The organism is Denitrificimonas halotolerans (genome assembly GCF_034259425.1).
GTDB classification, from domain to species: domain Bacteria; phylum Pseudomonadota; class Gammaproteobacteria; order Pseudomonadales; family Pseudomonadaceae; genus Denitrificimonas; species Denitrificimonas halotolerans.
On the sequence record NZ_JAXIVU010000023.1, the window covers coordinates 1 to 13,062 of the forward strand.

Genomic DNA, 13,062 nt, shown 5'->3' on the forward strand with positions numbered 1-13,062 from the left:
CATCGAGGTGTTTTATAATCGCCGTCGCAGACATAGTCATTTAGGCCAGTTATCACCGGCGGATTATGAAGAAAGAGAACGTCTCAACGAGGCAGCTGAGTGTCTATGAAACTGTGGGAAGTCCAGAATACAGCTCTAAAAAAGAACAATTATTAAGATTGCGCCAATCCTATATATGTTTGCATGCTGTTATAGCTTGGGCTGTTGAGGCTTGTAATTTAGAAAGTACTTATAAAGTCTCCGAGCTTGGTATGCTTTTCTGTTGGAACTCAATCCGAAAAAATCAACTTAAAGAAAAGCCAAATAAGCATGATAAAGCGTTAATGTCTATTTTTGATCAGTTCTTGAAATTGTATCTTACAACTTCTGGTAAGTATTTTGAAAAAACTGCTTACGCGCACTGTGATAATCAGCATGCTCTATCAATAGCTGTGCAGTCACGGGAGTCCATTGACGTTAACCTTGCTATGTTTGAACTCTTAGGTAGGTTGGCGATACGAGGTATTTGGATAATTACGCTTTATAAGAGACTGCCGGATGCAGGCTCAGAATTTTTAAGCTACTTATTAGATGAATCCAACCGCACATTGGATACGATCGTTTCTGTGATTAACTCAAACCCAACGCTCATGTCTCCCATTAGAGATGATCATATGATTGAGATCGCACTGGTTATGTATCTAGCTCAGCAAACAAAATCAGAAGATCGTTTTTTTCCTTGGCTACAAGCTATCGCTAATCGAACAACGCTTGCCCTAATAACTGGCTCTCAGTACCCCACATGCTTTAACGATTATGCTGACCTGTTATCTCACCCTGTGAGTTCTGAGCAGTCCTACCGTGATGAAGCTTGTGCCGGGAGCATTTTGTATCCATTCATTTATTTTTGGATTCAGCATGTATACGAAGGTCATGAGATTGTAGAGTTCACAAAGCGCCTTGAAGAAAAAATACCTAATTGTACTCATCAAGCATGGTTTCCAGATGAGGATACAGATGATCTTATTTGGCGTGGCGAGACTTATCACGGCATATGTTTAACTGATATCTCGTTTCATAAAGGACATGATGCCCTAGCCGAAACATTTAACAAAGCCATGGAGGTTTGCACGGAGGTAAGGGATATTAGTGCAATTAAGATAGGTTTAACGCCTATGTTTTTGGCTGCATGCAGACACTACCGCCTTCCTATACCGCCAAACTTTTGGTTTATCAGTACATAACAAATAGTAAATATGTCTTTAGCAAAAAATTTTACTAAGTTAGACAGCCACTACTACCTAGCTTAGTAATTACACACTTACATATTCCCGCATTTAACCAGCATGTAGCACCCATCCTGAACATTTTATCAAAGCCAAGGATCTTGTACGTGGTGTCCAGTAGAGCTATCTATAAGTCACTCGCTAGAGTCGCTTTGATCTGTTGGTGTAGGCAGATGCTCCGCGACCTCACCAATAGGCACATCAAAGTATGTGCACAGCTGATCAAGTATATTTGTATTGGTTACGTACCCTATCTGGTTTGCGATTTTGGAAAGCGTTGTGCGATGAATCCCAGTTTCTCTTGAAACCTCATCCATAGTTATTCGCCGTCCTTCCCTAAAACCTTTGTCTGCCATCAGTTCTTTGAGACGAAATCGAATCATTTTTATCTCCTGTTTATCTTTCCTGATTCTACAGAAAACCCCACGCCAATGCTTGCTTTGCTCTCTTTAAGTATAGGCAAACACTCTTATGTAGACTTTACTCTACATAAAAGGCTTGATATGTATTGCAGGCTGGACTAATGTAGACCCTGCGCTACACGAATATATCAGGAGATACAAAATGACGACTACATACCTAACCACCGCTGAGCTTGCCGAGCGTATCAAGTACGACGCACGCACCATCCGCAATCAACTCAAGGACTCTGTCTTGCTGGAAGGTATCCACTATATCCGCCCGTTTGGCGGCCGGAAGATACTCTATTTATGGGAAAAAATTGAGGTTGATATGTTTAAAGCCCCAGCTATCAATTCCCTGATGATGGGCACTCGCTAGGAGGCGTGATATGGCAAGCGTAAATGTCAGAAATGGACTGTTATATCTGGATTTTCGTTATAAAGGACAGCGTTGTCGCGAGTACACAAAACTTGCTGACACGGTTGCCCACCGAAAGCGACTGGAAAAAGTAGGTACCCGCATAGAAGCCGAAATTACCTTGGGTACTTTTGTTTACCGTAATTATTTTCCAGACAGCAAGCGTGCAGAGTTTTTTGAGGACTATGATCAGAAGGTGGAGGCCGCTCGAAAGGGCAAACCAGATGAAGAGGCTAAGGACAGCATGCCGACTTTATCAGAGTTTGCACAGATCTGGCTGTCTGAAAAACATGTGGAGTGGCGTGACAGCCATTACAAATCAGTTGTAGGCACTTTGAAGGCGTATGCCATACCCGCATTTGGAGAAAAGAAGCTCAACGACATCACCAAAGCTGAAATACTGCAATTTCGTGCAACTCTCGCCAAAGACCCGCTACGAAAACGCAGTGCATTAAAAGCATCCACCGTGAACAAGGCAATAACCCCACTCCGGATGATTATGAATGAAGCCGCTGAGCGGTACGATTTTACCTCACCCTTTCTTGGAGTTAAATCTTTAAAAATACAAAGAACCGAAATTGAACCCTTTTCATTAGAGGAAGTAAGCCTCTTTTTGTCTAAGGTTCGTGAGGACTACAAGGCATATTACACCGTCCGGTTTTTCACGGGGATGCGAACAGGTGAGATCGATGGTTTGCGTTGGAAATATATAGATTTTGAACGTCGAGAAATTTTAATACGTGAGTCTGTTGTTCAGAACAAAATGACATATACCAAAAACGATGGCTCACAACGTGAAATTTTCATGTCGCAGCCTGTATATGACGCACTACGCGAACAACACAAGGTTACTGGAGAGCAGGAATTTGTTTTCTGCAATCGTGACGGAAACCCACTGTATCACCACAATGTTACTCGCAGAATCTGGCACCCAACGCTTCGGCATTTAGGGCTGAAGAGAAGACCGCCGTATCAGACACGGCATACAGCAGCTACCTTGTGGCTGGCTGCAGGAGAGGCACCAGAATGGATTGCTCGCCAAATGGGGCACACAACTACGGAAATGCTATTCCGAGTGTACTCACGCTATGTGCCTAACTTAACCCGCCAAGACGGTTCGGCCTTTGAGCGCCTGATACTTACTGGCCTATCTGAGGAGAATGAGAACTCATGACGCAATTAGTAAAAACAAACAAAAGACTGGGTAAGCCGCTTACTGCTCGGAATGTCACGATATGGTTAATTGATTATTACAGCATCGCCAGAACTAACGAACTATCGTTGTACTGGGGCCTGCCCTACTGGGTGGACAATTATGAGGCCATACGCATGTGGATAGAAAATCTTATGAAAGAGCCAAGACCTGAGGGCAGAACCCTAGGTGACGTCCGGATGATGTTCGAAGAACGGCTGCCAATATAGACCAGGTATGTGCTGCACTCCTGAACACGGTGCGCACAAAATTTAGTACCAAGCAAAACCCAGCTCTCGCTGGGTTTTGCTTATGGGTTCTTCATCTAACTGGTACCGGAGTGAGCAAGAGACGCATACTTTCTACACGGCTTTTTCTCAGAGCTCATGTCAGCAAAAGTATTTTATACGGGTGGCTTGGCACGTTAGAAACGGTGCCCAGTAAAGCCTGAACAGCTAGCTCTTGTTTTTAAAATCAGGTCTAGATAGTATCCTGTGCACTGCTCAAGTTTAGGTTTGGGTATTGCACTAGGTAGCTAGCCTAGCAAAACAACTAGTCCTAATGAAATTTATGGCTGCCACGCATCCATAAAATTAAAAAGGTGCTTAGCACCCACGCCTTGTAAGACATCTTGCAAGGCGATTATATTGACGCGATTTACGCGTATCACAGCGAGAGACTGATCAGTCTCTCGCTTCAAAACTAACGTGATATTACTCGCTGTATGGGTAATGTCTACGCAGTATAAACTTGTCTTTAAACTAAGCTTTAAACAACAAGTTTCATATTAAAAATAGTCAACTGTATCTATTCAGCATCTTTGCTTGGCTATTCCTGTGCGCTCGTACATCTATTCTTATAAATAATTTTCTGAAGGCAATATGCTTCTTCTGCGGGGCTATATTGTCTTGAGAAAGTTATTTATTAAATAGCTTTATTTTAATTATTTCCTGGAGATCATTTATGCCTGGTATTTTTATAAGAAAAGAAATTGTTTCGCAAGTTAGCCCTGATGCTAAAAAAGATGACATTAGCATAACTTTTAAAACTTCTAATGCGGGAGCAAAAATTAAATTTGATACGGAAATCATAACTGTTATTGAATCATTCTTAAGTAAGAAAATAAGCTCTCAGCATAAAAATACACTTTACTATGCTGTGGAAGGTGGGATTGATAGCAGCAATGAACTTGATAGCAGCATACTTGTTGTTTATATGCAGAAAAATTCTGACTTTGACGTGGAGTCAATCTATTTAGCTGCAAAAAACCTAGTACTTAAATGTTTAAACAACCTGATAGACATATCAAATAATCACAGTGGGAATGTACATAAAGTAAGAATTATAACTGAGGGTCGAGAGGTAATTGCTTCCCCTGATGTTTTAATTGCAGACTCAGAAGATGAGACTCTCTTAACGCAAAACCTTATTTATAATGTTCTAGGGCGATCTAAAAACAACTGTACCGTATCATTTAAAGTTGACGATAAATATTTCGATCTGAACTTAAGGCGTAGCAGCAATGCACCATTGGAGTCAGAAATAAGAAATCAAATAAACAGTGTAGTTCTATGTGTAGACGATCACAGTGGGAATGTAACAGTAAGAAGCACAGATGCAAAAGGTCTCAAAAAATACCAGTTTGAGCCGCAACACAGGCAAAAACTTTTAGAAGCGCAGCTTGCTGGTAATGAATTAATTATTGATATTATACCAATGGAAAAATTCAACCAGGGCGAACTTCTTGAATGTGGTGGGAGAATAATTGATATAAAAGTTGTTGAGCATGAAAAGCTAATATGATTTATTTTATGTGGACGCCTAACGCTAACGCCAAAAGCAGTGGGCGGCAAAGCCATCCGACTGCCTTTTTTTGTTATGCAATTACTCGCTGTCACCATTTGCAGAGTCGATAAGTATTCTTCTGCTTTGGGTGTTTGAAGTATCCGCAGAATGTGTAGTTATATCTGAACCCTGTGCGGCACCAGCAGGTGGTGGTGGCGGTGGAATATCATCACTAGTTGACAGAGACCGACAGCGGTAAGTACTCATGGGGCAAGGTGAAAATCACATGAAAGTGCGGCACATTGAGCAGACGCGCCTTTTGCCTCTCAACCCAATCAAGACGTTGTTTGTGGGCGCAGACATAACAGCTGCGATGGCGACACGAGTGCAGCTGCTCAATTTCGGCATGGTTTAACTTGCAGCGGTAATAACTGGCACCCAGCGCACGTGTACGGCAATGGGTTAGCGCATCAATCGCTTTGAGGTTTTTAAGCGATTGCTTAGTATTCTTAAGTTGTTCAGAGTAACAAGCAAACAGATTTTGTATGGCTCGATTGGACATATCCTTTGTCCTCAGTTGTTATATACAACTCTAATTTTAATACTCTGCCGCGGAGCGGCTATGTGCAACGCAGAGCTTTGCGGCAATTTTGGAGCCGCGAAGCGGTGTAAAAACTGTCCGGCAACAGCGTATTGCTAGGCTTGAGTGCAATCATTCGCTTTGAACCAAGTAAGCCATCTCCGCGTCAGAAAGGGTCAGTGTAATATCTCTACCTTGGCCCGCCTTAAACTTACCCTTTACCCGAACCAGTCCAAGCTCAATCCCTTCCAATATTCCTGAATGCTCCGCCCCCCATATTTCATGTGGAAGGCCTTCGACTGAGAGCCTCATAGCATCCCAGACAAGTGTCACGTAAGTTGGTCCTCCATCAAATGACGATGAAACAATGCCAACTATTCGTCCGTCTTCATTAAATACAGGGCCCCCACTCATTCCTCCTAAAGACTCCATATCAATCTCAATACAAGAAGAAGGCATTCTTTCCCCCCTTCCATGGGGGAATACATTAGTAACCAAACCAGAAGTGACGAGTGGAGATACCAAAGCTGTATCTTCATCAAAGGCACCATGACGATACCCAACAGCCCATAATCTAGAGCCCGGTAATGGAAGACATAATTCTAACGGAATTAGGGACTGCGGGTGTGCTAGGTGAGCATCTGAATGAAGATCACAAGATAATATCGTAAGGTCAGAAACTATCTTGCATTCTGGGTCATCGGGTCGATATTTGCTGGGGCCTGAACAAGTGACTATTCCCGTTGGGAGCCAAGCACGCGCTTTGTTATCAGGCAAAAATGAAAGCAAGACAGGGCCTGACCCAGTTTTAGGAAACTCATCAAAGACATGAGATGCTGTTAACACCATGCCTGGGCCGATCATTATTCCACTACCTATCGAAGTAAGCTTGTCGTCAAAATAACCAGCTATGCATACGATAGCATCACTCGCTTGGTGCAAACTATCGAGTGACCCCAAGCCATCATCAGCAGTGAAAGCCGGACGCCCCCACTTCAGCTTAACGTTAGATAAATCTTTATTTTTCTGGGTAATTTCTACTCTATGCACAAATTTTCGCTTTCATTATGTATTCGTTTTTTCGCCGATGCTTATCGGCAGCCTAACGCCAAAAACAGCGGCGCATTTATGCGTCCGACTGCTTTTTCTTGTTATGTGAGTTTTCCCGCTGCTCGGTGTTCTGGACATACTGAACAGAACGGTAGCGGTTTAGTTTCCAGTTGCTTGGGTGCCGCAAGGTGACACTGTCTACGGTTAGACGGAGAGGGACCAAGCCCAACTGCAAAAAACTTATCACTCCAAGTGACGCCGCCAGATTGGAGAATAGTTGCTCGAAATCCTCTGACAGTCGAACCATGCTCTTTCCATGCCCAACCTCCCCTGAAAGCTCTTCGAACCAAGCTTCATCAGCGATCTCTACAGTAGCTTTTGCAGAAACTTCTATTGCAGATAGAAGCCGAGCGCAATACTTCTTCCATATTGCTAGATCAGTGCAGTGCTTCAGCTCATACCAAGCTTTTCGACCAAAACAGTTCTCAAATAGGTGCTTGAGGCCATAGCCATCTTCCATGTTATATCTCATAGCTTCACCTATTCACCTATTCACCTATTCACATAACGCTCGCAACAGCGGAAAATAGGGAGCGCAGCGAGTAATTATTCCGACTGCTTGCGCTTGTTATACGCTACCTGCATCAACTTCGCTATTCCGAAATTCGGCCATTAGCGGAGCTATCTTGAATAGGTACTAGGCTTAGGAAATCCTCCACGTATAATTGCAACAACAATGATAACCTGAGACTGGCCACTCGAATGCATAAAGACTTCAATATCGTCTTCGACAATGCCAATAGGCTCATTTTTTGGTGATGCTTCAAGGACAGACAACACTCCAAGTCGTTTGCCAAGTCCTATTGCATAAGCAGCGGTCTGATTGAAATATTTCTTGAAATCTTTCGGAAATAGAGCTTTTTTGTTTTCGACTTTTAACTCAAGCGGTATACCCCTGAACGTAAGATCGGTGATTCCGCCAGCAGCTGCCGGATGACCTTGTAAGTCCTCCCCGATATCACTTCTATTTCGAAGCATCTTAGTAGCTTCTTTCTGGTAAATTGATTCGGACGTACCCACCTCAAAAAGGCCATCTCTCAAGGCCTGAGCAGCGATGTTGCCCAATCCAGAAAGCAATATCATTGTATTGGCAACATCGTCTGAATGTAACCCAGGAAAAGTGCGAAACTTATCGCGAATACTGAAGAGATGGCGATCCACATTTGAAAACCCAGTCAATGGATTTGCATTAACGTCACTTCCCTCTAGCAACAGGCGGCGATGCCCAACAATAGCGACATCTCGACAATGAGTTGTGTCATCAAACTCAGCTGCATAAAGAAACTCGTAAGGCCTTGATCCGAATGAGTGCGCGATCTCTAGAACAGCCCGACCAGTACCAGTCAGAATGAATGGGCCGTCTCCCTCCGGCTTCTCGAAGCTGAAACTTGGCAACCAATCCTTCTCACGAATGTCGACAGTTACGGGTTTCAACGAGAGGGAGCTTGCACCTTTGGGCCAATGTGAAACCCTGACTTCTATCGTAAGGTCGTAAGATGTGCCAGGTTTAAGGTAGTTCCATTGCTGAGCAGGCTCTCCATCTATGTCAAATTTTAAGAAAGCCACTGTCGTTTTGAGCTTCTCCGGCTCTTCCGAATTTCTGTTCCAGGCGGGAATACGGCCATCTCCGAAACCTTTAAGTGGAAGATTAGCAAATAGGAGTAGAGGCAAAGACCACTGTTTCAAATGATCCTGAATAACGTCCAATTCGTTTGCGCTCTTGACACCTGCCACTTGATCTAGAAAAATTGTTAGCCGTTCATCCGCAGAGAACGCAGAGGATTTCTCTGCCTCTGACGCCTTTAACTTCGCTGAATTTAAAAAACGTTGAGCATCTTGCTCTGCATTCCTTATAGCGTGTTTCCACTCAGCCAAGATGGCAAAAATGGTTATGGCGGCGTGATAAGCACGATACTGATCCTCGACATCACCCTTATCCACTATGGAGATTGTTGTTTCAAGCTCCAAACAAGCTTTTTTTAATCGCTCAAAATCCTGTACTGAAGCATCCAAAGCTCCGTCAAGTGCGGCATTAACTTCAATCCTCGAAGAAAAAGCTTGGTGGAAAGTTTCGAAGTTTGGCTCGTTCTTCATTTTCTCTCTCCAAATCAGACTGCAGGCTTCGCCATTTTTCAGGCAGCTCATCAAGTAGCTCTCTATTTTCTATCTTGTGCTCAATCTCTGCAGCCACCTCTACCATAGCGACTTCAAGTTGCCACTGCTTAAATCGATCTTCTATGGGGATACTTGCCTTAAGCTCTTTAAATAGAGCGCTCGCATATTTATATTTTCCGGCTTTGGTCAAAGCAGCAGCGTACAGTAGCGCCTCTATAAAGTTCTCAGGCCTAAATGGTTTGAGAGCTAAAAAAGCCTTTCTGATGTCATCAGCACAGTTTAGAAGCTCATCTGGTGGGGCATTCAAAATTGCTGACATACAGTCGTCGGCAGAAATAGAGCGAGTATATTCATCTTGGATTGACTTCAATGCTACTTTGACGAAATCAGGAACCTCCTTAAAGCCGTAGTGCAATTGATCAACAGCACGGTATAGGGCACTTCCTTCTAAAGTGAGTAAAATATTCGAAAGTAGCTGCCCGACCTTTTCTTTTCTTTCTTCAAGTGAAAGGCAGAGATAGGTAAAAGTATCAATGCAATCGACAACAAAGTCCTCCCTTTTACTCTCTTGGGAGTAGTAAACAATCAGGTTCCATAACGGTTGTTTTATAAGGCTTCTCTTTTCCTCTGGAAATGATCTTCGCCTGAGAGCGCGAACTGCCGACCGATGAACGATTACATATGGGTCAGTTAGTAGCACGGAATATGCTTCAAAGAACAGGCCAGGAAAATTCTTTACTAGATCATATGGCACGTCCTCCCATGCCCTCACAGCTCTGGCGCGCACCAATGTGCTTTCATCCATAAGCGCACCGTACCAATCAGGTAACACTAGAGCCAAGCTGTCAACCCCGGTCAATAATTTGGAAACATGAGTGATCATGTTTCCACGCATCTGTGTTTGATTCTTAGGTAGCTGGCGATAAAAATCTAGAAATTCTTCAATCCCCTTAATTCCGTTTGATTTTGCGCCAATTGCAGCCCACTCAATAAGTGATTCTTGTAAACTGTTAATGGCGGAAAGCTTGTTATTCTTGTCCATCTCGGAGAACACATCGCCAACCACTTCCAGGGTGCTCTCTGCACCTACTTGCTCATATTTTTCGCTAAGAGTTGCAGCTGCACCGACCAGGTCTTCAAAATGTTCAACTGCGAGTTCAGCAAATCCATCCCAAGAATGTCTAAAAAATTGTCCGGCATCGTCTATGCCATTCTCTGGCTTTTCTACGGCTGCCCAAAGCAACCTTCTAAAGGCTATCTTTTGAGGCGAACCTATGTTAGCTTTTTTTCGATACTCGTGTTTCAGTACAGATTGATAGATCCTGTGGGCTTCTTTTCTCCCTGTATCGTCACACCCTGCAAGAAATGATTGGATGACTGCATCTGTTTCTTCAGGATAATGCTCGAAGCACTTTGATGCTGCTTCCCGAAGGTAGTGGAGTAATTCGCTATCACGTCGCTCTTCTGGAAATAGGCTGCGCCTACGAATTAGCTTTGCGATGATGCTTCTAGTATGTGTTGAAAACAGTGCTTCACAATTTGTGGCAAGTATTATCTTTATCGCAGCGCAGACCTTTTCAGCGTTTGCGTCACGTAAAAGGATATCGACTTCCGCAGAGATATCTGTCCGTCTTTTCTGGAAGATCGAGCGAATAGGGCCAGCATCAATTTTTACTGTTCTTACTCCCCCAATATGTGCCCTGGGTGATGGACCTAATGCAATTGATACAAACCGATGGACAACATTTATTAGTTCGCTATACGAAAGCTTTTCAGCATCAGACAAAATTACTTCAATGGCATCTGGTGATTTTACATAGTTGCATACCAAGCGTAATGCCACTGCTAGTTTTTCTTCTGGTTGCAACGATGCGTTGAGCAATGCCTTTGCTGCGGACATCGAGTAAGGGAAATGCTCGTGCAATACAGCAGGCAAAAGGTGGTCGACTACCTTTCTTGTAAATGCCTCAGGAGCAAGGTTTGCAAGCTGCTCCAGACGAGGGTCGTCCGTTGCAATATCTTCTTGATCAAGCTCGTCCAGCAGATCAAGAACGAAGGTTTCTTCTAAGGAGAGTTGGCTACGAAGCACAGCTCGCTCTTTCTGCCTATCTGTTTGCCTTTGCTTCCTATTTCTTTCTTGCTCTTCTCGGGCTTTTTTTCTTTGTGCGGCAGCTTTTTCCCTTGGTGCAACAAAATCCATAATATTCGGGACTCCGACAGGAACCCTCTCTTTACAATCTTTGCAGTTACTCTGGTAGAAGTCGTATGCACCATCTTCGAGAAGCCAGCACATCATCGAGTTTTTCTTGGAGAACTTGCACTGTACCCCCATATGCCCGATTGGGAGGCCTGTTTCAGCTTCAATCATTCCCCTACCTGGAGATCGAGCAAGCTCAGCATGAAAACACCAATTGCTTAGAAGTTTTGTTGCTCGGAGATTGCGCTGACCTGCTTCTATAGCTTTCTTATAGTCGGCTTCAAAATCATCCATCTGTGGAGATCTCTCCATACATATTTTTTGTACGATAATTTCTAACTAATGCGATTATGTCCGCTTTGGGTCGAAATCGGATTTTCCACACCCACCGTATAACGCCTCAATCAGCTGCCGCTTTAGCGGTCGGCTGCATTGACTTGTTAGTCTCTCTTTGCTCAAAATTAATGGTGTATTTCAATTCTCTTTCTATATTTTCAGAAAAGTCCACAAAACTGAAATCACCTTTTGCTCGAATATGGTTAAAACTATTAAGAAATGTTTGATACTCTGACTCGTCTAAAAAATTGACCTTATCCTTACTAGAAAAAGGAACAATAAAAATATACATATAATATGTAAACCTAAACTCAACAACCAGAAATGGGAGTTCATAATTATCATTATTTCTAAAAAACAATGTTACTTCAGGTCTTTCCGTAAAAAATGAGTAACTATTGAGCATTGCAATTTTTGGCAAACGCTCAGCAACATTTTCATTTCTAATCCAATCAATAGTATCTGAAAAATAATCTAAAAACTCTTCACCCATCACACTCAATGCAAACTTACATAAAGCCTTATATATGTTTTGCACTCTGATTTTGTTATCCGTATTAAAGGATACGCTTTTGGGTGGCTCTTGGCTTTTACCACTCTCATCAACACTAACAATAGCAACATTCAGGTTTTTATCTTCATCTTTGAAGAACTCAAAATTTCTGCCTTTCATTTTAGGAGTTTTGTTTTCTTTGTTTTTTATCCCAAACATTGTCCTTACAAGATCATGATAGAAAACAAAATCTCGCTCTACATACTCGTCAAAAAACTCATTACATAAATCACATTCTTCATTCAAAACCAGCTTCTTATTACCTAACGCTTCAGATATAGCGTGTGCTTCCTTTTTAAAACTCACATCTGGTGACTGGAGCTTGCAAAACCTGCACACTCTTTTGTTTTTCAGTCCTTCTCCTATCTTGATTTTTTTATCTTTGTCTAGATCGAACGTAACAATTTCATAATTATCCATCACACCAGAAAAAAGACTCTCAATGTCACTATTAGTGATTTCACTTTCTATCCCGTTCAGTTGGTTTAGCTCTTTTTCTAGCGCATATTTTTGCTTCGTATTAAGATCAATGGGGGGAAGCGTAAAAAACCACTCATCGGGTTTGAGCTTAGTAAATTTTTGTGCCAAGCCTTGAATTTGAGGGAGTATTTTTTTGTACTTATTTATGAAATCATTTAACCTCTCTTTAAATTCTTCAGTATATTGATGCTTGTAATCCATACCAATTGACTGTTTTTCTATATCAAACTGGGCATTAAACAAAAGCAATAGGTCAGTCACTACTTCACTTTGTTCTGCTGTATATCCAATGTCTAATACTCCTCCAAGCTGACTAGTAGAAAACAGCTGAATCTTAAAATTTTCCATATGATTTCCTTATGAGGAGACTAACAGCTTATTAGTGTGCATGCTCGTTTTACCGCTAGATCCGGCATGGCTTTAATTAGTGTATGAATCTGAATACTAAAGCCTTTATCAATAAAAACAAGCCACCCTTCAGGTGCAATTCAAGCATGCCGTCTATCTTGCTAATGGCATGCGCACTATCCTAGACACACAAAACATAACCCTCTGATTTAAATGTCTCTATTGTTGCTTTCAGCATAAAAACGAGCACCTTTTATCGTTAAAGTGCGCGCATCTCGAAAG

11 protein-coding genes are annotated in these 13,062 nt (G+C 42.5%); 4 read left to right on the forward strand and 7 right to left on the reverse strand.

Features of this window, described 5'->3' with window-relative positions:
* The first annotated feature begins 113 nt into the window (after positions 1–113).
* Entirely contained in the window at positions 114–1,223 is a 1,110-nt protein-coding gene (locus TOI97_RS11915) for a hypothetical protein (protein ID WP_321554355.1), read from the forward strand.
* 176 nt (positions 1,224–1,399) lie between these two features.
* Here TOI97_RS11915 and TOI97_RS11920 read toward each other — a convergent pair whose 3' ends face one another.
* The gene (locus TOI97_RS11920) at positions 1,400–1,648 is read right to left on the reverse strand and encodes a helix-turn-helix domain-containing protein (RefSeq protein ID WP_321554356.1); all 249 of its coding nucleotides are present in this window, start codon (positions 1,646–1,648) and stop codon (positions 1,400–1,402) included.
* A 181-nt stretch (positions 1,649–1,829) separates the two neighbouring features.
* Between TOI97_RS11920 and TOI97_RS11925 the strand changes: the two genes are divergently transcribed.
* From TOI97_RS11925 to TOI97_RS11935, 3 genes are all read left to right on the forward strand, one after another.
* Positions 1,830–2,045 (forward strand): hypothetical protein, encoded by a 216-nt coding sequence (locus tag TOI97_RS11925; RefSeq protein WP_321554357.1) that lies wholly within the window; start codon positions 1,830–1,832, stop codon positions 2,043–2,045.
* 10 nt (positions 2,046–2,055) lie between these two features.
* Positions 2,056–3,258 (forward strand): Arm DNA-binding domain-containing protein, encoded by a 1,203-nt coding sequence (locus TOI97_RS11930; RefSeq protein ID WP_321554358.1) that lies wholly within the window; start codon positions 2,056–2,058, stop codon positions 3,256–3,258.
* Positions 3,259–4,239: 981 nt separating this feature from the next.
* Positions 4,240–5,079 (forward strand): hypothetical protein, encoded by an 840-nt coding sequence (locus TOI97_RS11935; RefSeq protein ID WP_321554359.1) that lies wholly within the window; start codon positions 4,240–4,242, stop codon positions 5,077–5,079.
* 214 nt (positions 5,080–5,293) lie between these two features.
* Here the strand turns inward: TOI97_RS11935 and TOI97_RS13360 are convergent, their stop codons facing one another.
* The 6 genes from TOI97_RS13360 to TOI97_RS11965 all read right to left on the reverse strand — a co-directional run bounded on the left by TOI97_RS13360 (position 5,294) and on the right by TOI97_RS11965 (position 12,780).
* Positions 5,294–5,623, reverse strand: a complete 330-nt coding sequence (locus tag TOI97_RS13360) for a transposase zinc-binding domain-containing protein (protein WP_407651352.1) — start codon at positions 5,621–5,623, stop codon at positions 5,294–5,296.
* A 150-nt stretch (positions 5,624–5,773) separates the two neighbouring features.
* Complete coding sequence (locus TOI97_RS11945) at positions 5,774–6,691, reverse strand: S1 family peptidase (protein ID WP_321554361.1); 918 nt, start codon at positions 6,689–6,691, stop codon at positions 5,774–5,776.
* Between the two features lie 76 nt (positions 6,692–6,767).
* Positions 6,768–7,211, reverse strand: a complete 444-nt coding sequence (locus TOI97_RS11950; protein ID WP_321554362.1) for a hypothetical protein — start codon at positions 7,209–7,211, stop codon at positions 6,768–6,770.
* 161 nt (positions 7,212–7,372) lie between these two features.
* Positions 7,373–8,845, reverse strand: coding sequence for a hypothetical protein (locus TOI97_RS11955; protein ID WP_321554363.1), 1,473 nt, complete (start codon positions 8,843–8,845; stop codon positions 7,373–7,375).
* Positions 8,790–11,357: a hypothetical protein gene (locus TOI97_RS11960; protein WP_321554364.1), complete on the reverse strand. Its 2,568-nt coding sequence runs from the start codon at positions 11,355–11,357 to the stop codon at positions 8,790–8,792. The genes TOI97_RS11955 and TOI97_RS11960 overlap by 56 nt, the downstream gene beginning before the upstream one ends.
* A gap of 106 nt (positions 11,358–11,463) precedes the next feature.
* Positions 11,464–12,780: an HNH endonuclease gene (locus tag TOI97_RS11965; protein WP_321554365.1), complete on the reverse strand. Its 1,317-nt coding sequence runs from the start codon at positions 12,778–12,780 to the stop codon at positions 11,464–11,466.
* Between the last annotated feature and the right edge of the window lie 282 nt (positions 12,781–13,062).